Here is a 19812-nt window from a genome sequence, read left to right on the forward strand (position 1 = left end):
CTACTGATTGAACAGCAGTTTTAGCTGTTCAATCGACCTTTCGTTATCTCCGTCTTGATCGTAGTCTTTGGCTCTTCGAGATCGAGTCACGGCCGTGGCCAGCTTCGACATCGCATCAAGCCGGGTTGACTCCGAGGAGCACGCGCCAAATCGTGAACCGAGACCTGTCGGATCGTTCATGGCGGCAAGTTCGGCCTCATGCATCTTCTTCAGCGACAAGTAAAGGTCCCAGAGTGGCGAATAGCCATTTTCGCCGTCCATGTGTTTTGCGGTCCGCATTTCGACATAGCACGATGAGACAGGAACGTTGCGCAGGTACTTCCAGACCTTGACCTGGCGCGCAAGTTTCTTGACGGCGCCGCCGTGCTTGTTGTTGATGTCGGTGACGTACCGGTTGTGATCCTTCGGATAGGTCTTCATCCAACCGTCAGTCGGGTCGGCGATCCAGTAGCCAGTGACGCCGGGATATGCTGGCACGACCTCGACATCGGCGTCGGCAAACCTGCAAACGACCGCAGGTCGGCGAACAACGACGGTCGTGCTTGGAAAGCGCGCCTGAAGCGTCTCCTTGACCTTGTTGAGCATCGTCCACGGAGACTCGGGGCGCGCGCCCTTCATGGAGACAAGGAAGTCCGCATCGCTATGCCTCCATACGCCGGTCCCATGCTTTAGCGAGCCGATCTCGAACATTTCGTGTACGCCGAGATATAGGTCAAGGCGCGCTTCGATTGCCGCGCGATGCCCCCGCGCAGAATCGAACTGGGTCGAAGTGGGCGTGTAGAGACTGGTGAGTTCGTCGAGCCAAGCCCGTGCGGATTGCGTCATGCCCACAACTCCTCGGCGAGTGGCGCCCTGTTTAGTTGGTCTCGCCGGCTGCGCCAATCGGGCAAGTACTTATCCATCAGACTGGTGAACCTCTCGCCGTGGTTGCGTTCGAAGTAATGGGTCATCTCGTGGACGACGATGTATTCCAGGCAGTCGGGGTGCTTCTTGGCGAGTTCGGCATTGAACCAGATGTGTCGACTCTCGCGGTTGCAGGAGCCCCACTTGGTCTTCATGCGCCGGATAGTCCACTTCGGCACCGTCGTGTTGAGCGCCCGCTCCCACCTGGTGATGAGCTCAGGAATCGCTCGCCGGAGCTGGTCGCGGTACCACTTGTCGAGGTAGTCGCGTCGCTTCTCGGCCGAAGTATCAGCGGGCACGTAGAGCACGAGCCGCTCGCCGTCGATCTCGAAGTGAGCCCGACCTGGCCGCTCGACGACCTTGAGCCGGCGACGAACACCCCAGACGTAGTGGGATTCGCCGGTCACCATCTCACGCTTGGACTGACGTTCGACAGATCGCAGCTTGTCGCGCTGACGCTTGATCCACGACAGACGCTGGATCACCGCCAGTCGCACCTGGTCGTCGTCCAGCCGCTGCGGGGCTGCGACGCGGACGCGGCCCAGCGGCGGGTAGACACCGATATGCAGGTTCTTAATGTCCTTGTAGATGACGTCGATATCGATGCCGCGGATGGTGAGGTAGGCGTTAGCGGTACTCATCGCGCGCCTTCACTAGGTCAAACAGTTCGTCAAGGCGGTCGAAGCTGTCGTCAAGCGTGCGGCTGATCGCCCGCTTGACGACCTTCTCCTTCATCGTGTTGCCAACCCAGTCATGCGGCTTGCTCGTCAGGATCGCGGTATCCACCTGGATCGGCGTCGCCGGATCGGACCAGCCGAAGTCGATCAGGGCGCGACGGGCGCCGTTATCCGCCCAGTCGGGATACTTCGTGTCCGACTCCTTGGCGCCGAGCTTCTTGGCGGCATCGAGCAGCTTCGCCAGATACTCCTGGTAGTCGATGGCCTGCTGGCGGCGCTGTTCGATGATCGCGTCGAGCAGTTCACTCATCTTGTCGTAGTACTTCGGATTCAGCGCGTGCTCGTCGATGATCACCTTGCGCATGTTGTTGGCGATCGTCTCGGCGACTGCTTCGGGGTCCTTATTGATCCCGGCCGGTAGCTTCTCGATCGCACCGTCACCGAGCTTGACGATCAGATCGATCAGACCCGTGTCTTCGAAGTTGGAGACGACTTCGGAGGCGCCGGCCTGGATGTAGGTGTCGAGCAGGAACCGCATGCCGGCTTCGTACTGCTTGAAGTCGACGTCCTCGCCAGCACCGAGCTTCACCTCGGCACGCACGTCGACGTAGTGCGCGATCTCCTTCTTGATCGCCTCGGCCTCGACAGCTCCATAGCCAGCCGCAGCCATGTCGTTGGCGAGGTTGGCGTAGGCACGGGTGACGGCAGCGACCGCCTTATAAAGTTCGACGCGCTTCGGTTCGTTGGCCTTGAGTTGATCGGCGTTGCCCTGCTCCATGGCGCAGAAATATTGCTGGTACTGCAGCGTGTTCTTCGGTGGCGCAACAGGTTCGACAAGGGCGCGGATGCGTTCGAGGGCTTCGTCGAGGTTCTCTCTGGCCTTCTCGATACGGTCGGAGAGCAGCCCTTCGATGTCACCCTTCTCGTATCCGTCCAGCGCCCCGGATGTGTAGTCGCCGACGGCGTCTTCGATGGAGTTGAATAGGTCCTGATAGTCGATGACGTAGCCGTAGTCCTTGTCGTCGCCGTCGAGTCGGTTGACCCGGCAGATGGCCTGGAACAGGCCGTGGTCGCGCATCTTCTTGTCGATGTAGAGGTAGGTCGCGCTCGGCGCATCGAAGCCGGTCAGCAGCTTGTCGACCACGATCAGCAGTCGCATCTGGCCGGGGTTCTCGATGAACTGCTTCTTGACGGCCTGCTCGAACTCCTCGACCTTGTTCACGGCGGAATCTTCGGGTTCGTCGAAGTAGTCGGCCAGCATCTTGCGGTAGATGTCGTACTGGCGGATCTTCTCGGTCTTGCCTGCGCCGGAGTCTTCCTTGGCGATGTCGCTGGCATTCGGGGTGTAGCTGGTGACAATGGCGCACTTACCCTTGAAGCCGGCCGCGACGAACATCTCGTAGAACTTGCAGGCCTGGTAGATGCTGGAGCCGACGAGCATGGCGTTGCCGCGCCCGTCCATCAGGCGGGGCTTGGTCTCCATGTCGAGCAGAATGTCGTTGACGATCTGCTTGGCGCGCGGCTCGCTAGAGACAACCTTCTGCATAGTGCCCCAGCGTTTCTTGAGCTCGGCCTTGCTGAGGTCGGTCATGCCCTTGGTCTTGACCTCGAACCACTTGTCGACCTGTGCGGGCGACGTCAGATTCTGGTCGATGTTGCGGGCTTCGTACTGCAGGTCTAGCACTACACCGTCGGAGACAGCTTCGTCGAACTTGTAGGTGTGGATGAACGAGCCGAAGGTCTCGATGCTGGTGGCCTTGTCGGCCTTCAGTAGCGGCGTACCGGTGAAGCCGATGAACATCGCTTCGGGCAGCAGCGCCTTCATGGCGGTGTGCATCTTGCCGGACTGGGTGCGGTGGGCCTCGTCGACAAAGACGAAGATGTTTCCCTTGGCCTTGAAGTCTTTCGGGATGGTCGCGTGCAGTTCCTTGATGAACTCGGCGGTCGCCTCAACGTCCGCGGTGTCGCTGTCGGCAGCGCGGAACTTGTGGACGAGGGAGCAGATCAGCCACTGCTCGCTGGCATTGAGCGTGCTGATTAGGTCGGCACCACTCTTGGTGCGGTAGATCTGCTCATTGACGCCGTTGAAGACCTTCTCGATCTGGTCGTCGAGTTCGGTGCGGTCGGTGATCAGGAGTACGCGAGCGTCAGGCTGGTTCTCTCGAATCCACTTGGCAAGCCACACCATCGTCAAGGACTTGCCCGAGCCCTGGGTGTGCCAGATGATGCCGCCCTCGCGCTTGGCGATGCGGTCCTGGGTGGCTTTGACGCCGAAGTACTGGTTGTGACGTGGGCCCTTCTTGACGCCCGCGTCGAAGACGATGAAGTTGTGGATCAGTTCGAGTAGACGCGGCTTGCTGCACATCTGTAGGAGTGACCGGTCAAGCGGGTCGCCGACGTCGGAGGGTTCCTTCCATTCCAGCCAGTACTTCTCCGGCGTGTCGATGACGCCGTAACGTAGGCCTTCGACGTCGTTGCCAGCGAAGACGAACTGCACTGTCGAGAAGAACGACCGGATGAACTCTGGCTTTTGGTTGCCGATGGTCTGCCGGATACCTTCCGAGACAGCGACTTTGGAGCGCTTCAGCTCCAGCGTGGCGAGCGCCAGGCCGTTGACGTACAGCACCACGTCGGGGCGCTTGGTGTGCTGGCCCGCGATGGTGACTTCCTCGACGACGACGAAGTGGTTGGCCTCGGGGTTCTTCCAGTCGATCAGCCAGACCGTCTCGGTCTGTTCGCCGACGCCAGGCTTGACCTTCACGCCGTAGCGCAGCAGCCCGTAGACGTCCTTGTTCGCCTCGTACAGGTCGTGGCCGGCACCGACCGAGGTAGCTTTGCCGAGCTGGTCGAGAGCGCGGTTGATAAGGTTGTCGTCGTAGCCGCGCGCCGTCAGGTTCTGCGTTAGCAGATCAGTCTCGATGTTGGCGTTGTGCTCGCGGTACTCCCAGTTGCCGAGGTACTCGTACCCGAGCTGGTCGCGGAATAGCGCGACGACGCGGTTTTGCGCCTTCCGTTCAATCTGTCCTACGTCACTCATTGCTCACCTCCTGCTTCATCGCCTCCTCGACTCCTTCGGTTTCCCACTGCCCATAGCTTGTCTGTATGCCCTGAATCTGCCAGTCCTTGCGTCCATTAGCGGCGCGGCCGGCAACGATGGCGGCCGCGGCGCTCGGACTAGCAAACACATGGTTGCGGGTGAAGCGCATCGCCGAGCCATCGGGCGTCGGCACGAGCGTCCCATCGTGCTCCAGCTTCGCCCGCAGACCGGTGTAGCTGTGGCTCTCGCCACCGGTCCATTTCAGTCGTGCGCTGGAACCTTCGAACACAGTGAACTCGCCGTCGACCTCCTGAGCGGTCGCGGTGATGCCCAACTTCTTCAGTGCCATCTCGAACAGCGGAGAATCCGTCCGGGTATCGGCAGTTTCGAAGCTTGATCCCACTGAAGTCGCACGTGGTGACCGGAAGAGGTTCACCCCGAGCACCGGCAGCACAATCTTGGCCTGCTCGATGAAATACTCCATGTCCGACACGTCGGCCTCGGGCAGGGCGATCGGCGGTGGCGCAGTGCCATTGGTGAGCCGAGCTCGACTTGCATGCAAGGCCAGCGTGATAAAACGACTCTCCAGGTAGCGGGCATGCGCCTTTGTCAGGTTGGTGTCTTTGCTGGTCAGCACGATGGCTCGATCCCAGAAGTCTTTGCCGCTCTGGTCTTCCGAGCGAGCGTGCTGGTACAGGCGCTTGCTGATGTCGTCACCTTCACCGATGTAGGCCATCTGCCCACCGAGACTGTCCGGGTCATCGCCGAGCAGGATGTAGATGCCGGTGCGGGTCGCCTCGGGACGCTTCAGGAGTGCAGCCAGGTCCGAACGTGGCGCAGCCACGACGTGACCGGTCCAGTTCATGATCTCGGCCGTGAGCAGACCACCAGGCGTGCCGTCAGCGAGGAACAGGCGAACCGATTTGCCGCCGCTCACGATGTAGCCTCCACGGGCAGACGAGTGCGGCCAGTCAGGAGCTGTTGCATCATGCCAGTCTTGATGGCATGGGCTTTAATTAAACGGCGCTCAAAAGTCAAAATTTCAGCATCTACATCGGTGAGCGTCGACCTGATTGCAGCTTGCTCGTCGATCCGCGGAAGCTGCAGATCGAAGTTGCGTACCATCCCCGCGTTAAGGTTGGACTGCGTCCCTTGCTGGCCGAGCAATTTCACTTGGGGCTTAAGATGCTGTAGCCAGTAGTATAGGAACTCTCGGTCAAGCCTCGGACCCGTCTTTATTCCTAGAATTGCCTGACTTGACGCCACCCGCCCCACAGCGAGGCTACACTCACCAATCGATGCGTACATCGCATAGAGAACTACATCCGGTTCGTATAGCTTGGCCGAACTTGATGCAAGTCCATCCTCTGTGAGGGTATTTTCAGTTTGAGCGATATATTTTCCGCCTCGTGTCATATCGGAAATAGAGACCCAAGGAATGCCGCCTCCGTAGTACTTGGTGACAGATGAAAGCGGAGTGCCTCCACTCCCCATGCTGGCGACAGCTCCCAGCTTCGTCAACTCCCAGTCATCACTAAATCCTGGCAGACGGGTGCGGCCGGTCAGGAGCTGCTGCATCATGCCCTGCTTGATTGCCTGCTTCTTGGCGATGAGGCGTTCGAGGGTCGTGATCTGATCATCCGCTGCGTTTAGTGCGTCAACAATGCGATTCTGCTCAGCTCGCGTGGGTGTCGGCAGGGGCACGCGGAGGAGGTTTTCCTTCGTGAGATGCGCCAACGTCGCTTTTCCAACCACGGCTGATAGCTCGCCGGTACTGGCCCATCTTTCGAAGAATGCGACTAAGAGATTCGGATTATATTGCCCTTTCGACCGTAGTCTGTGGAGCGTGTTCAGGAAGTATGCTTCAGGGATCTCGTTGCTCCAAACTGCGGAACGCCCGATTTCACCACCCTCGCACATTAGAACGTCGCCAGTAGTTAGTCGCAGATCTCGAATGTCCGCACCTGTCAACGGAGCCACGATTGCCTCGCTGACCCGCACCCGTCCCCAGCGCACACCGCGATTATTGATGCACGTCTTGAGTTCGCCGCGATTCACTGCGGCGTCGAGTCGTTTACCGAGCTGCACCTCGAACTCGTCAGCAACAGTCGATTGCCGCCAGGCTAGCGTGGCCGTCATACCTCGACCCCCATCGCGGAAAGATGGACTGCAACCTTCGCTTCGAGATATTGCAATTCAGCCTCCATGTCGCCGACTGTGTCCGTGTAGCGTTCTCCGAGTTGCTGAATACGAATAACAAGGTCGAGCGTAAGAGCTTCAACCTCGCCAGCCACGCGATGCACCACAACGGCCCGCCACTTGTCATCAAGTACTAGCGTCTTAGCGTCTCCCTCGGTCAAATCGCCGTACTTCTTGAGTGTGGCGAGGTCGAGGTCGGCCTGTGCATCCTTGACGGCCTTCTTGGCGACGGCTTCGGCGTTGTACAGCTTAGTGGCGTGCTGCAGTGCCTTGACCTCGTCGGGGTCACCGCCGGTCTTGATCGCCTTCAGTCGCGCAGCGACGAGGACCTTGGAGATCTTGTCGTCGTCCATGGCGTCTGCAAGCAGTCCGTCCTCGACGGAGTGTTCTTCGATGTACTCCTCGACGGCGCGGGCGGCTTCCTCGGCGGCGGCAGTGAGGTCGTCAATCTTGGCCTGTTCGTCGGCGAAGTAGCGCGCCACGATGAGTGCCGGCGGGATGAGGTCCATCTTGTACTTGGTGGCGCTACGTCCCGAGCCGACAACCAGATCAGGCGTCTCAGTGAGCTTGCGCTCCTTGTCGTCGATGGTCTTGCGTGGCTTGGCCGCATTCAGCCAGCCGTCGGCCATGACCAGGTAGACGTCGTCGTGCATGGTGTCGTGCCAATACGTCATGAGCTGCTCGTAGATGTCATACTCGTCGAGCAGTGGCATCGGCTTGAAACGCTTGAGGAGATCGTCGCCGATGGTCGTAATCAGGTCGTTCGGCTTTGTGTCGGCAGTGATGCCGGCGAGCGCGTCGCGGTGCGTGGTGAACCAGTCCTCGATGATCCCGGTGGCTTCATCGCGGAGTTTGTGGAAGCCGGGTGCGTCGAAGATGGCCTGCTGTACGGCGCTGACGTCGATAGCCAGGCCGCTGTAGGCCGGACGATTCGCGGTGAAGATCTGGCTGCGGAGCGACGGGAAAGCATCCCAGTAGCTCTGGAGCACATCGAGATCGCGTTCCGGAATGCCGCCGTGCAGGTGGGCGCTGAGGTCTTGCAGGTCCTCGGGTTCGGAGGAGTCGATGTAGCGCGGGATGTTGAGGTTGTAGTCGTTCTTGGCGTCGGCGATCTCGCTCATCGGCACCATGCGTGAGTAACGCTCGATCTCGATTTGCTTGTTGAAGGTGTCGACAACCTTGTGCAGATCCTGGCTGCGCAGGCGGTTCTTGTTGCCATCCTTCACGAAGCCCTTGGAGGCGTCGATCATGAAGACGCCAGTGCGCGCCTGGGCGTTCTCCTTGTCGAGAATGACCACACAAGCCGGAATGCCGGTGCCGTAGAACAGGTTTGCCGGCAGACCAATGACGCCCTTGATGAAGCCCTGCTTCAGGAGTCGGGTGCGGATCGTGGCCTCGGCGTTGCCGCGGAACAGCACGCCGTGCGGCAGAATGATGGCGGCCTTGCCGGTGCTCTTGAGTGAGGTGAGTGCGTGCAGCAGGAAGGCGTAGTCACCGTTTTTCTCTGGCGGGCGACCGTATTCGAAGCGGCCGTAGTCGTTCTCGAGGCCGTTGTTCCAGGACTTCACCGAGAACGGCGGGTTCATGACGATGTAGTCGAAGGTCCGCAGGTTGTCACCCTTGGTGAACTGCGGGCTGGTAATGGTGTCGCCCTTTTCAATCTCAGCGATCTCGTTGCCGTGCAGGATCATGTTCATCTTGGACAGCGCCCAGGTGGCGTTGTCCTTCTCCTGGCCGTAGATCGTCATGCCGCGCGGCGCCTCGGCGGCCGCCTTGAGGAGCAGCGAGCCGGAACCGCAAGCCGGGTCGTAGACCGTCTGGTCCTGACGCGTGTTCGGTCCGATGCCAACCACCTTGGCGAGGATGCGGGAGACCTCGGCCGGCGTATAGAACTGACCCTTGCTCTTGCCGGACTCGGTGGCGAAGTGGCGCATCAGGTACTCGTAGGCGTCGCCGAGCAGGTCATCGCCCTCGGCGCGCGAACCGCGGAAATCGAGGTCGTTGAAGATGGTGACCAGCTTAGAGAGGCGGTCCTGCATCTCCTTGCCCTTGCCGAGCTTCTCCTCGTCGTTGAAGTCGGCCTGATCGATGACATTGCGCAGGTCGTTGGCTTCGGCGAGCTTGGCGATGATCTTGTTGAAGCGGTCGCCGATCTCCTTGTCGCCCTTGGCGGCGAGCATGTCGTCGAACGAGCCGCCCGCAGGTACCTCGATGAGGCTATTCGCGTCGGTCTTGGCCTTGTCGGACACGTACTTCACGAACAGCAGCGTCAGGATGTAATCCTTGTACTGGCTGGCGTCCATGCCGCCACGAAGCTGATCACAACTTGCCCACAGTGATGAGTAGAGGTCGGACTTCTTAAGCGCCACAGCTGGTCTTCCTGTTGTGTCTGTAGGCATATGTGATGCCATTTTACCATTTATTCGAACATATGTGCGAAGATTGCTTACCTCGCCGTTTGATCGCGTCTCAGCATGCCAGAGGGCACCGACAATGCGGCTGATGTCAGGGTGTCGATCGGCAAGGCCGACATGATGCGCAAGTCGACCACAGAACCCTGAGGCTGCCAGTTATCCTCGACGTTGTATTTCGGGTCCTGGTACCCCCGCGCGCACCACAATCGACAGCACGATCCCCGCAGGGTAGCGGTCCGGAAAGTACTCCCAGCCATCATCGTCTTTCATCTTCCAATGGGCTTGAGACGATCCCTCCAGTGCCTGGGCCCGCACCGGCACCATGAGGTCGACCTCCTCACCCGGCTGTGTATCAGGGATCGGCACCCGGTAAGGCGATCGTGGCACGCCGTAGCCACCTGGTGCCCCTTCCCGTACCAACCACCGACCGATCCACGGCACGGTGCCACTGTTCCGTACTCGCCAGACCTTCTTGAAGATGAAGAATGGCGGCATGATCGTGCCGTCCGGCACCGTTATGTCGGCGACGAATGTCGAGGCATCGCCGGGTATCGGGAAGCGCGGACGCGACGCGACCGGTTGACGCTGCCGTGGTCGCCAAGACGTGACGCTTTCGACGTACAGCCCGAAGGCCTGCCCATCGCCGTTGAAGCGGTCCTCGTAGAAGGCCACGATCGCCAGCCCGGGACGGTCTCGCCCCCGCTCGACATTGCTGAGGTGCCCCTTGGTGGTGCGCAGCTGTCGAGCTGCTTCGGTCAGCGTCATGCCGGCTGACTGGCGCAGGTATCGCAGTTGGTGTCCCAGTGCGGTCAGTGCCGCTCCACTGCCCATACCACCAGCATGGTTTGGAGTTCGCCCAACGCCAAGTACCCGGCCTACGTTCGCAATCAGTCGAAGTATCGGGTCGGAGTCACTGACTTATCTCGATGATCCGATAGACCTCAAACGCGAAGGCAATCCCATGTCCACCATCGTCTCCCGTCCCAACAGCAGCCTTGTCGCCGCCCAAATGCCCGACACCTTCACCCGCACCGAAGGCAGGGATCTCGCTCGTCTGCAAAACCGTGAGGTCGCCCGTGGCCTCATCGCTAGTACCCGCGTGCAGGCCGCTGGCATGGTCGCGGCAACTGGCCTACAGATCACCGGCATGCTCAGCCGCGAGGCAACATTTCAGAGCAACGGCGACCCCCAGGTGGCTGCGCGCCTCGATCACATCGTCGATTGCTTTGCTGAATACGTCGGTGCCGAAGTCGCCCGATTCCGCTTCTGACCAGGAGGCAGTTCACCATGTCGTTGACAGCCCGACGTCCTGGTGTCGCGAGCTCGATCGCGCGTGACGTGCGGGACCGGATCGAAGGGTGGCCGTCGTGACCACCGTTGGCCTCGTGATCGAGTTCTGCGTCCTGTGGCTCGCCATGTGGGCGATCTGCATGGTGCTAGCCGTGGCGTTCATCGTGCTCATCATCGATCCGATCGAACAGTGGCTGGACCACCGCCGACAGGCTCGTAGGCGGGACGCCCAGGCGGCCGCAGCGATCGAACGCATCACCCTCGAAGCGGATCAATCGATCCAGCGCCTGGAATCCGCCTACACGCAGGCCCAGGCGTCGATGCGCCGTATCGCCCGCGCACCGCGACACCCGACATGAGCGCCTCCGACCCGAAGTCGTGGATCGACCAGCTCGTCGGAGCGTGCCTCGGCCTCCTGGGCGGGGCGATCGCGCTGTACTGCGCGGTCCAGGTCATCGAGGCGGTTCTGCCGTTTCTCGTGGCGGTCATCGGAATCGCCACGCTCACTGCGGGCGCCATTGCCGCGTTTCAGTGGTATCGCCAACGCTGGTGATGGCCAGCCGGAATAGGTGGGAAATCGCAATCTGTGACCGTGTTCCGGTCGGTGTTGTGGAATGCAGCAAAGTTATTGACCGTTGCATCAATGCAAAGTTAAATAGATATATCGCACGTTGCATCAAAGCAACACGAAACAATCCAGTAATGGGAAGGAGGGAATAGCTATGTCACAAACACGAAGAAATTCATGCCGCAAGAATGGCCGAGGAGAACGACACATCTCCATCAGGGCGGTCCGCCGCGACCCGCCCGATCTGCGCAAGCTGAGCCGCGCCGTGATCACCCTCGCGCTGGCTGAGGCGGAAGCCGCCAAACAAGCACAGGTGACCGAAGCCGCAACCCAGGACGACGCTGCGGCTGAGGTGTCCGATGACTAAGTCCGACACAACGACACGTCATGGGCTTGCCTGGCAGCAAATCTTCTGGCCGTCACCGCTGCCAGAGGAGGCAGCGCTCGGGCTCTTGCGGCGTCTGGCCGCCGAGCGTCGGGCACCACGCTTGGTACTGGAGGCCCGGGCGGATCGCGGCGGTGTCCGCTACCTGGTGGGCACGCCCCTCGGCTACCGGCAGACCGTGCGGCGGCATATCCAGGAGATGGTAACCGGCGCCACCGTCGTCGACTGCGACGATGAGCGCGGCAAGGTGGCGACATCTCGCCGCATACGCCTCGGCGACAGCAGTCGCCCAGTCCAGACACTCGACCCGATCGCGACTACTCGTTCGGTCCTCAGCGCACTCGCCGCTGTCAACGGCGCTGAACTACTCGTCATCCAAGTTGTGCTCGGGCCGCGGCGATCACCCCGTGCCCTGCCTAGCCTTGGGCTGCCAGCCCGTCAGTCGCTGACGTCCAAGGTGCTGCACGGTGTCACGCCGGAGCGCGACACCGACCGGCGCGCAGCGGTGAAGGCCAAGCTCGGCCAACACGGCTTCGCATTGACCATGCGACTCGGTGTCACAGCCAGCACCGTCGAGCGCCGCCAGGCACTACTGCTCGGGCTACTGGGCGCCCTCGGCACGGCCGAAGCCCCCGACGTTCGCGTGTCCATCACCGCCGAACAACCACGGGGCATCAACGAGGCCCGCTCGCCCTGGATATGGCCGCTGCAGCTGAGCATCGCTGAAATCTGCCAGCTGTTGGGCTGGCCGGTCGGAGAGACCGACACCGAATTCCCGGGTCAGCCGTCACGGCACCCAAAGCTCGTGCGACCAGCCAAGATCGCGAGTAAGACTGACCGCTTTGTTGCGACCACGAACGCCCCTGGCGTGAGCGGGAAGCTTGGATACAGCGTCACGGACGCCCTGCGGCATACCTGGGTGTTCGGACCGAACGGCACCGGCAAGTCGACCTTGCTGCTCAATCTGATCTATCAAGACATGGCGGCGGGACGTGCCGTCGTCGTGATCGAGCCCAAAGATCTGGTGGCTGATGTGCTGGCGCGAATCCCCGCCAATCGCCGCGACGACGTGGTCGTCTTCGACCCACTCGATAGCGCACCGGTTGGAATCAATCCGCTGATGCGATCCGGGGGCCGCAGTGCAGAGCTGGTGGCCGACACCCTCTTCGGGGTGTTCCATGCCTTGCACGGCGATGGCCTCGGCCCGCGCAGCTCGGACATTCTGCAAAATGCGCTGGCAGTTCTGGCCCGCCGCGACGATGCCAGCTTGGTGATGCTGCCGTTACTCCTGACCAACCAGGGCTTCCGGCGCTCACTGACCCAGCACGCCATGCGTGACGACCCGATCGCCTCCGGTCCGTTCTGGCAGTGGTTCGAGGGCCTGTCGGATGACGCTCGCAGCGTGGTCGTGGCGCCGCTGCAGAACAAGCTCCGCCCGCTCTTGCGACCGGGATTGCGGGCGTCGCTCGCGCAGCGCTCGCCCCGATTCAACATCCGCCATGTGCTGATGGAGAAGAAGATCCTGCTGGTGCCACTCCAAAAAGGTGTCCTCGGACCGGAGGCCGCCCGGCTGCTGAGCGCCATCATCCTGGCCGAGCTGTGGCAGGCGATCCGCGAACGGGCCGCCCTGCCAGTGATCCAGCGCCATCCGGTCATGGTCTACGTCGACGAGGTCCAGGACTACCTGAGCCTGCCGACTGATCTGAGCGACGCTCTCGCCACCGCGCGAAGTCTCGGCGCCGGCTTTCATCTGGCTCACCAGTTCCGTGAACAGCTGTCGCCGTCGATGCGCGCCGCGTTCGAAGCCAACGCTCGCTCACGCATCTGCTTTCAACTGAATGCTTCTGACGCCAAAGCGATGAGTGCGGGCCAGAAGGTGCTGACACCAGAGGACTTTGGCGCACTGCCCGCTTACCACGTCTACGCCAGTCTGCTGCAAGACAACACCCTGCAGCCGTGGGCCTCCGGCGTGACCCTGCCACCACCGCCGGTCTGCAGCGATCCGCTCGATATCCGGGCACGGAGCCGGGCACGGTTCGGGCAGCCGCTCGACGACATCGAAGCCGGCTTCGCGGAGCTTCTAGTCGGCGATCGGGATGAATCGGTGATCGGCCGTCGTCGCCGGGGGTCGTCATGACCGAAAACCCGGCCAGACAGACGGATCAGGACTGGGCCGGCGCCGTACCGGTCGGCCGCCCGGTCGCGTGGTCGAACCGACAGGGGTCGTCGCAGGTCGGGGCCGAATCTGGCGGATTAATGGCGGCGACTCGTCAGGATCTGTCCGTTCCTTCCCGTTCTCGGAGTGCGCGGGTCGGGCGCCGGAGGCTAGAGGCGGTGCGCGGTCATCTGTCCGAACGGGACTGGGCAATCCTCGCCACAGTGGCGGCCCATCGTTTCGTAACGACCGCCCAGCTGGAGGCCTTCCATTTCGCCGGGCACGCCAGCCAAATGTCCGGCGCCCGGGTCTGCCGCCGCGTCCTGGAACGGCTACGCCGCGAGCGGGTCCTCGGCACCCTGGAGCGCCGCGTCGGCGGGATCCGAGCCGGCTCGGCCTCGTATGTCTGGCACGTCGACGCGGTCGGTGACCGCCTCTTGCGAGACGCCGAGCCTCGTCGGACCCGGCGCCGACGCTACGAACCGTCGCTGCACTTTCTGCGCCATACGCTGGCCGTGGTCGACACCCACCTCAGCCTGCTCCGGCTCAGTCGTGACGGCCGCGTCGAGCTGATCCAGGTCGATGCCGAACCGGCCTGCCATCGCCGCTACCCAGGGCTTGGCGGCGGGACGATCACCCTCAAATCGGACCTGTTCGCCGTCACAGTCAGCGGTGAGTTCGAGGACAGCTGGTTTATCGAAGTCGATCTGGCCACCGAAAGCCTGCCCCGACTGGTCGCCAAATGCCAGGAGTACGAGGCCTACCGGCGCAGCGGTGTCGAAGAGGCCGCCCGCGGCGTCTTCCCGATCGTGGTGTGGACCATCGAAACCGAGCGTCGCCGCGAGGCACTGCTAGCGGCAATCGCCACCGACGCCAACCTGCGGTCTGACCTCTATCGGGTTATCGCCCCGGATCAGCTGGGCGCCTTGGTCAGTGGGGGTGCGTCATGAGTCGGCTGCCACGAAACCGGGTCTTGGTGGGCGACGCGCTCGAACAGCTTCGCCAATTGCCGGACAACAGCGTCGACATGGCGCTAACCAGTCCGCCGTACTTCCGACTACGGGACTACGCCGTCGATGGCCAGATCGGGCTCGAAGGCCACGTCAACGCTTGGGTGGCCTCGCTGACGGCGGTGTGCGCTGAGATTGGCCGCGTCCTCGTGCCGACCGGCACCTTGTGGCTGAATCTAGGCGACACCTATGCCACCGACGCCACGCAAGGGGCCAAGCCGAAGAGCCTGGTGTTGGCGCCGGAACAGCTAGCCATAGCGCTGCAAGCCGACGGTTGGATCCTGCGTAACAAGATCGTCTGGGCCAAAACCAACCCCATGCCGACCAGCGCCCGTGATCGACTGGCCTGCACCCACGAGGTCATCTACGCCCTGGCGCGAAACCCCGCCTACCACTTCAACCTCGACAGTATCCGCGTGCCGCATCGATCGACCGCAGCGAAGCACCGCCGGGCAGTGACTAGGCAGCGGGAAGTCTGGCGCGGACCGAACGGTGACGATGCCTCGGGACTGGCCGCCATGAAAGCGGCGGGGCGGGTGGGCCATCCGCTCGGCAAGAATCCCGGCGACGTTTGGCACCTCGCCACCAGCAACTTCCGCGGCGGTCATCACGCCACCTTCCCGGTCACTCTGGCAGCCCGCGCCATAGCTGCCGGGTGTCCGGAGGCGCGCTGCCGCCGGTGCCGCTTGCCTTGGACGAGGAGGCTTATCCGAGCGCTCGGCGGCGTCGCCACCCGCGCCACTCTGGGACCGTCCTGCGACTGCGGGTCTCCGTCCGAGCCCGGCCTCGTCCTCGACCCGTTCATCGGCAGCGGCAGCACCGCCGTCGCCGCGCAGCAGCTCCAACGGGATTGGCTCGGCATCGAACTCAACCCAGACTTCGCAGCACTTGCCAAGGATCGAATCGAAGCCCAGCGGGTCGCCGATCCCAGAGCCAACCCCGACAAGGCAGCGGCCTGACCGGTACCTCGTCGGTGCCCTGCGGCCAGAGCGATCGACACCCCGTCGATCGCCGACCGCACCAACACCGAGGAGGAGCCATGTCCGCACCGGACGAGGCAGCCAGCAAGAACACGGGTGTCAAGACGCTCGCGATCCGGCTGGAACCAGAAATGCACGCGCAGCTCACGCTTATCGCGGGACTGCGCGGCAGCACCGTCACCGACGAATTCCGGGGCGCACTGGTCGCCCATATCGCGGCCGCCAAGCAGGCACCGGAACTCGCCAACAAGGCCGACACCGCGCTCGCCGACATCGAACGCGAGGCCGCCCTCAGGCGCGACGCCATTGCCTCCCTGTTCGGGGCTGAGCAACCACCCGCCACGGGTAGCCGCTCACGCCCCACTCGCAAGGGGGCAGGCGACAGTTCGCCAGACGAGAGCTAACCGCCGTTCGGCATCTCGGTGTCGTCCCTCCATTACACGAGGGACACCGGGTGCGACGGGAGCAGCAGGTCGAGTCACTACTCGTCTGCACGCTCCCGTCGCCCCATCACCCAACACGACAACCATCAACGACAAAGGAGGTGACTATGACCAATGAACATGAACCACACAGTAATTCAGGCGAACATGAGGCCAGCCGAGAGCGCATCGACCCACCGGCGCCGCGCATCTATGTCGCCTCGCTGTCCGACTACAACAACGGCCGCCTGCACGGCGTCTGGCTGGACGCGGCCAGGGAAGCGGCGGATGTCCAGGCCGACATTCAGGCCATGCTGGCCGCCTCGCCAGAGCCAGACGCCGAAGAGTTCGCCATCCACGACTACGACAACTTCGGTGACGCCCAAATCTACGAGTACGACTCGATCGAACTCGTCACCCGTATCGCCCGGGGTATCGCCGAGCATGGCCTGGCTTTCGCCGCCTGGGCCAGCGTCCAAGAAGGCAACGACGACGCCCTTGACCGCTTCGAGGACGCCTACCTGGGACACTACGACTCGATGGAGGCCTACGCCGAACAGCTCATCGACGACCTTGGCTATCAGCGTCTGCTCGACGATGCAATCCCGGAGTCGCTGCGTCCCTATGCCCGCATCGACACCGAGGCCCTGGCTCGTGACATGCACCTCGAAGGCGACCTGCATTTCATGCCGACTGACGACGGCGGCGTCTGGCTGTTCGACGGCCGGATATAGCCCGCAATTCGAAACGCAAGGAAAGCCTTGGCTGCCAAGGGATTGCGTTGTAGAAAAGGTGAAAATCATTGCATACGTGCAACATTCACCATAAAATAGGAGTAGAAACGGAGACGACAATGAACGAAAAGCAATCGGAAATACTGGCTGAGTTACTACGCACCAAACGCACGGCACTGGGACTGTCTGCCAGCGAAGCCGCTCGACGGGCGGGCATCCAACCGTCGACTCTGACTAGACTCGAACTCGGTCAGATCGTCGCCCCGACCGCCGCCAACCTGCAAGCCCTTGGCGCGGTCCTCGGGATCACCAGCGCTGACCTCTTCGCGACCGTCGGCTGGATGCCGGAAGGCGACCTGCCGAGCATGACCCCGTACCTGCGCAGCAAATACCGCGACATGCCACCCGAAGCCATCGCTGAGATTGAACAGCACTTCGCCAAGGTCGCTCAGGCGCACGGCATTACCGTCAACGGACCAGTGGGCAATGAAGATGAATAGCTAACGAGCGCAATAACTCTCACCGTGAAAGGAGAACCGTTATGCACTACAACAACACCTCAATCGAGAACCGCAGTGTGCTGGCCAATCTCCGCGCGGTCATCCCTACTCGCGACAATGTGACTTTCTATGAAGCCCTCCGCATCGCGGAGCTGCACGCCAACCGACTGCTCGAACTCCACCGGATCACCAGCGGCCCGACGCCGCGCGAGATCATCACCGAACTGCCCAAGCTCCGCATCGAATACGTCGACGCGCCAGTCTCGGGCGCCAGCTTTTGGAACGGCCGAGCCTGGGTGATCCAGCTTAATCGTCAGGAGAGCTGGACGCGCCAGCGCTTCACTCTGGCCCACGAGTACAAGCACATCATCGACCATGGATCGGCCACGACCCTCTACACCGGTACCGCCAAGGCGACGGCCGCCAAGCAAGCCGAACAGGCCGCCGATTACTTTGCGGGCTGCCTGCTGGTGCCGAAGCGCCTCCTCAAGCGGGCCTGGGGCACCGGGCTGCAGCGCCCCCGCGATCTGGCGCGTTACTTCCAAGTGTCCGAACAGGCCATCACCGTTCGACTGGCCCAAACCGGGCTGGTCAAACGAACCGCCCGCTGCGCGGCACCGCGCTTTCGCACCTACTACCGCACCGTCCGCAGATTGCAAGGAGCTTGGTCATGACCGCAACCGCAGCACAGATAGAAGCCACAGAAGCAAAGGCTGCGGTGTCCTACATTCGGGTCTCTACCAAGGAGCAGGCCGAGCGCGACGGCGACCCCGAGGGTTACTCGATCCCGGCGCAGCGTGACGCGAACCGTCGTAAGGCGGCCTCAATCGGTGCGGTAGTGATTGAGGAGTTTGTCGACCGAGGCGAGTCAGCGCGGTCGGCGGACCGCCCGGAGCTCAAGAGGATGCTCGCCCACGTCAAGGCGAATCAGATCGACTTCGTGATCGTCCATAAGGTCGACCGCCTGGCGCGCAACCGCGTTGACGACGTCGAAATCAACCTCGCCTTGCGCAACGCCGGAGCCACGCTTGTCTCGGCGACCGAGAACATCGACGAGACAGCCTCGGGCATGTTGCTGCACGGCATCATGAGTTCGATCGCCGAGTTCTACTCCCGGAACCTCGCCGCTGAGGTCAACAAGGGCATGGAACAAAAGGCCAAGACCGGCGGCACGCCCGGCAAAGCGCCACTCGGCTACCGCAACGTCGGTGCGCTGAATCCCGACGGACGCGAAGTTCGGACGGTGGCCGTCGACCCGGAGCGCGCGCCGCTGATCACCTGGGCCTTTCAGGCATATGCCACTGGTGACTGGACACTGAAATCACTCACCGCCGCGCTCGAAGATCGAGGCTTGACGACAGTGCCGACCCCGAAGCGGCCAGCCTCGCCGATCAAGTTCAACTCACTCCACAAGATCCTGACCACGCCGTACTACAAGGGTGATGTCACCTACCGCGGGGTCAACTATCCGGGGCGCCATCTGCCGCTGATCGACGAGGTCACCTGGGCGCGCGTGCAAGACGTGCTCAGCTCGCACGCCACGGGGGAGAAGCAGCGCGAGCACCCGCACTATCTCAAGTCCAGCGTCTTTTGCGGCGGCTGCGGTAGTCGGCTAATCGTCACGATGTCCAAGAATCGATACGGAACTGTCTACCCGTACTTCATCTGCATGGGTCGCCATCAGAAGGTCAACGGCTGCACGCGAAAGGCGGTGTTGATCGATGTCGTCGAGGAACTCGTCGAAGACGTCTACCGCACCGTCCAGCTCGCTCCTGAAATCCGAGGCCAGGTCGAGGCCATGCTCCGCCAAGATCTGCAATCGACGCGCGACAGCGCTGAGGCTGAGCAGCGCGACCTGACCACACAGAAGGAGCGACTGACCAACGAACGCGCCCGACTACTGCAAGCGCACTACGCCGGTGCAGTGCCGCTTGACCTGCTCAAGACCGAACAGGATCGGATTGCCCGGCACCTCGCCAACATCGAGGACCGGCTTGTGGTCACCGGCGTCGAGTTCGAAACCATCGAACAGAACCTGCGGACCGCACTGGCCTACGCCAGCAACTGCTACAAGGGCTACCTGGTTGCTGGCCATCACGTCCGCAGGCTCTACAACCAGGCTTTCTTCGAACGCATCTTCGTTGACGACGACCAAGTACGCGTTGAGCTGAGCGAACCGTTTTCGACTTTGATGGGCGGGGAGATTGCGAGCTCGGCCCGGCGTTACGCCGAATCGCTCGCGACGAACAGCCGCGACGAAGGTGCGCCTTCCCTTACTGACATCCTTAGTCGAGACAACAAAAAACCCTCGTCTCGCGACGAAGGTTTGAAACAGCACGTTTTGGTGCCCCCGGCAGGAATCGAACCTGCGACCTAGAGATTAGAAGGCTCTTGCTCTATCCAACTGAGCTACGGAGGCATGATCCGCGGGGGATCGGCTCAGAAGTCTACCGGCTCGCGGGGGTGGTTCCGGCCAGGCGCGAGGGCGGGCGCTTCGAACCTGACCGAACCGCATCGGCGCGGGCCTCCTACCCTGGT

Annotated in this window: 19 protein-coding genes and 1 tRNA gene; 12 read left to right on the forward strand and 8 right to left on the reverse strand. The window is 62.2% G+C overall.

Going from position 1 to position 19812, the window contains the following annotated elements:
* The 7 genes from FK531_RS07480 to FK531_RS07510 form a co-directional block, all read right to left on the reverse strand.
* A complete protein-coding gene (locus FK531_RS07480; RefSeq protein ID WP_142097147.1) occupies nucleotides 1-825 on the reverse strand; it encodes an SMODS domain-containing nucleotidyltransferase in 825 nt (274 codons plus the stop codon).
* Complete coding sequence (locus FK531_RS07485) at nucleotides 822-1544, reverse strand: M48 family metallopeptidase (protein WP_142097150.1); 723 nt, start codon at nucleotides 1542-1544, stop codon at nucleotides 822-824. Before FK531_RS07485 ends, FK531_RS07480 begins: the two co-directional genes overlap by 4 nt.
* On the reverse strand, nucleotides 1531-4617 hold the full coding sequence (locus FK531_RS07490; RefSeq protein ID WP_142097153.1) for a type I restriction endonuclease subunit R: 3087 nt from the start codon (nucleotides 4615-4617) through the stop codon (nucleotides 1531-1533). Before FK531_RS07490 ends, FK531_RS07485 begins: the two co-directional genes overlap by 14 nt.
* On the reverse strand, nucleotides 4610-5554 hold the full coding sequence (locus FK531_RS07495; protein ID WP_142097155.1) for a GIY-YIG nuclease family protein: 945 nt from the start codon (nucleotides 5552-5554) through the stop codon (nucleotides 4610-4612). Before FK531_RS07495 ends, FK531_RS07490 begins: the two co-directional genes overlap by 8 nt.
* Nucleotides 5551-6756: a restriction endonuclease subunit S gene (locus FK531_RS07500; RefSeq protein WP_142097158.1), complete on the reverse strand. Its 1206-nt coding sequence runs from the start codon at nucleotides 6754-6756 to the stop codon at nucleotides 5551-5553. The genes FK531_RS07495 and FK531_RS07500 overlap by 4 nt, the downstream gene beginning before the upstream one ends.
* Nucleotides 6753-9185: a type I restriction-modification system subunit M gene (locus tag FK531_RS07505; RefSeq protein WP_220126931.1), complete on the reverse strand. Its 2433-nt coding sequence runs from the start codon at nucleotides 9183-9185 to the stop codon at nucleotides 6753-6755. The genes FK531_RS07500 and FK531_RS07505 overlap by 4 nt, the downstream gene beginning before the upstream one ends.
* A 201-nt stretch (nucleotides 9186-9386) precedes the next feature.
* Entirely contained in the window at nucleotides 9387-10061 is a 675-nt protein-coding gene (locus tag FK531_RS07510) for an NBR1-Ig-like domain-containing protein (RefSeq protein ID WP_142097165.1), read from the reverse strand.
* 130 nt (nucleotides 10062-10191) lie between these two features.
* On the opposite strand from FK531_RS07510, the gene FK531_RS07515 reads away from it, so the two are divergent.
* The 12 genes from FK531_RS07515 to FK531_RS07570 all read left to right on the forward strand — a co-directional run bounded on the left by FK531_RS07515 (nucleotide 10192) and on the right by FK531_RS07570 (nucleotide 19651).
* Nucleotides 10192-10500, forward strand: a complete 309-nt coding sequence (locus tag FK531_RS07515) for a hypothetical protein (RefSeq protein ID WP_142097168.1) — start codon at nucleotides 10192-10194, stop codon at nucleotides 10498-10500.
* An 88-nt stretch (nucleotides 10501-10588) separates the two neighbouring features.
* Nucleotides 10589-10879: a hypothetical protein gene (locus tag FK531_RS07520; protein ID WP_142097171.1), complete on the forward strand. Its 291-nt coding sequence runs from the start codon at nucleotides 10589-10591 to the stop codon at nucleotides 10877-10879.
* Nucleotides 10876-11073 (forward strand): hypothetical protein, encoded by a 198-nt coding sequence (locus FK531_RS07525; protein ID WP_142097174.1) that lies wholly within the window; start codon nucleotides 10876-10878, stop codon nucleotides 11071-11073. The genes FK531_RS07520 and FK531_RS07525 overlap by 4 nt, the downstream gene beginning before the upstream one ends.
* 169 nt (nucleotides 11074-11242) lie before the next feature.
* Nucleotides 11243-11455, forward strand: coding sequence for a hypothetical protein (locus FK531_RS07530; protein WP_142097177.1), 213 nt, complete (start codon nucleotides 11243-11245; stop codon nucleotides 11453-11455).
* Nucleotides 11448-13610 carry a type IV secretory system conjugative DNA transfer family protein gene (locus FK531_RS07535; protein ID WP_142097180.1) on the forward strand — a complete coding sequence of 721 codons (2163 nt, stop codon included), beginning with the start codon at nucleotides 11448-11450 and terminating at the stop codon, nucleotides 13608-13610. The genes FK531_RS07530 and FK531_RS07535 overlap by 8 nt, the downstream gene beginning before the upstream one ends.
* Nucleotides 13611-13807: 197 nt before the next feature.
* Nucleotides 13808-14578 carry a replication-relaxation family protein gene (locus FK531_RS07540; RefSeq protein WP_181762856.1) on the forward strand — a complete coding sequence of 257 codons (771 nt, stop codon included), beginning with the start codon at nucleotides 13808-13810 and terminating at the stop codon, nucleotides 14576-14578.
* Entirely contained in the window at nucleotides 14575-15597 is a 1023-nt protein-coding gene (locus FK531_RS07545) for a DNA-methyltransferase (protein ID WP_142097185.1), read from the forward strand. The genes FK531_RS07540 and FK531_RS07545 overlap by 4 nt, the downstream gene beginning before the upstream one ends.
* Before the next feature lie 80 nt (nucleotides 15598-15677).
* Nucleotides 15678-16022 carry a hypothetical protein gene (locus FK531_RS07550; protein ID WP_142097187.1) on the forward strand — a complete coding sequence of 115 codons (345 nt, stop codon included), beginning with the start codon at nucleotides 15678-15680 and terminating at the stop codon, nucleotides 16020-16022.
* A 146-nt stretch (nucleotides 16023-16168) separates the two neighbouring features.
* The gene (locus FK531_RS07555; protein ID WP_142097190.1) at nucleotides 16169-16774 is read left to right on the forward strand and encodes an antirestriction protein ArdA; all 606 of its coding nucleotides are present in this window, start codon (nucleotides 16169-16171) and stop codon (nucleotides 16772-16774) included.
* Between the two features lie 119 nt (nucleotides 16775-16893).
* On the forward strand, nucleotides 16894-17274 hold the full coding sequence (locus tag FK531_RS07560; RefSeq protein WP_142097192.1) for a helix-turn-helix domain-containing protein: 381 nt from the start codon (nucleotides 16894-16896) through the stop codon (nucleotides 17272-17274).
* Between the two features lie 41 nt (nucleotides 17275-17315).
* On the forward strand, nucleotides 17316-17948 hold the full coding sequence (locus FK531_RS07565) for an ImmA/IrrE family metallo-endopeptidase (RefSeq protein WP_142097195.1): 633 nt from the start codon (nucleotides 17316-17318) through the stop codon (nucleotides 17946-17948).
* Nucleotides 17945-19651, forward strand: coding sequence for a recombinase family protein (locus tag FK531_RS07570; protein ID WP_142097198.1), 1707 nt, complete (start codon nucleotides 17945-17947; stop codon nucleotides 19649-19651). The genes FK531_RS07565 and FK531_RS07570 overlap by 4 nt, the downstream gene beginning before the upstream one ends.
* Here FK531_RS07570 and FK531_RS07575 read toward each other — a convergent pair.
* Nucleotides 19617-19693: transfer RNA gene (locus FK531_RS07575), tRNA-Arg, on the reverse strand. The genes FK531_RS07570 and FK531_RS07575 overlap by 35 nt on opposite strands.
* Nucleotides 19694-19812: the final 119 nt, after the last annotated feature.

It is taken from the genome of Rhodococcus spelaei, assembly GCF_006704125.1.
GTDB lineage: Bacteria > Actinomycetota > Actinomycetes > Mycobacteriales > Mycobacteriaceae > Rhodococcus_G > Rhodococcus_G spelaei.

Bases quoted from the DNA above. Each gene is read 5' to 3' on its own strand.
- FK531_RS07480 (WP_142097147.1), bottom strand. From the start codon at position 825: ATGACGCAATCCGCACGGGCTTGGCTCGACGAACTCACCAGTCTCTAC.
- FK531_RS07485 (WP_142097150.1), bottom strand. From the start codon at position 1,544: ATGAGTACCGCTAACGCCTACCTCACCATCCGCGGCATCGATATCGAC.
- FK531_RS07490 (WP_142097153.1), bottom strand. From the start codon at position 4,617: ATGAGTGACGTAGGACAGATTGAACGGAAGGCGCAAAACCGCGTCGTC.
- FK531_RS07500 (WP_142097158.1), bottom strand. From the start codon at position 6,756: ATGACGGCCACGCTAGCCTGGCGGCAATCGACTGTTGCTGACGAGTTC.
- FK531_RS07510 (WP_142097165.1), bottom strand. From the start codon at position 10,061: ATGGGCAGTGGAGCGGCACTGACCGCACTGGGACACCAACTGCGATAC.
- FK531_RS07515 (WP_142097168.1), top strand. From the start codon at position 10,192: ATGTCCACCATCGTCTCCCGTCCCAACAGCAGCCTTGTCGCCGCCCAA.
- FK531_RS07525 (WP_142097174.1), top strand. From the start codon at position 10,876: ATGAGCGCCTCCGACCCGAAGTCGTGGATCGACCAGCTCGTCGGAGCG.
- FK531_RS07530 (WP_142097177.1), top strand. From the start codon at position 11,243: ATGTCACAAACACGAAGAAATTCATGCCGCAAGAATGGCCGAGGAGAA.
- FK531_RS07535 (WP_142097180.1), top strand. From the start codon at position 11,448: ATGACTAAGTCCGACACAACGACACGTCATGGGCTTGCCTGGCAGCAA.
- FK531_RS07545 (WP_142097185.1), top strand. From the start codon at position 14,575: ATGAGTCGGCTGCCACGAAACCGGGTCTTGGTGGGCGACGCGCTCGAA.
- FK531_RS07550 (WP_142097187.1), top strand. From the start codon at position 15,678: ATGTCCGCACCGGACGAGGCAGCCAGCAAGAACACGGGTGTCAAGACG.
- FK531_RS07555 (WP_142097190.1), top strand. From the start codon at position 16,169: ATGACCAATGAACATGAACCACACAGTAATTCAGGCGAACATGAGGCC.
- FK531_RS07560 (WP_142097192.1), top strand. From the start codon at position 16,894: ATGAACGAAAAGCAATCGGAAATACTGGCTGAGTTACTACGCACCAAA.
- FK531_RS07565 (WP_142097195.1), top strand. From the start codon at position 17,316: ATGCACTACAACAACACCTCAATCGAGAACCGCAGTGTGCTGGCCAAT.
- FK531_RS07570 (WP_142097198.1), top strand. From the start codon at position 17,945: ATGACCGCAACCGCAGCACAGATAGAAGCCACAGAAGCAAAGGCTGCG.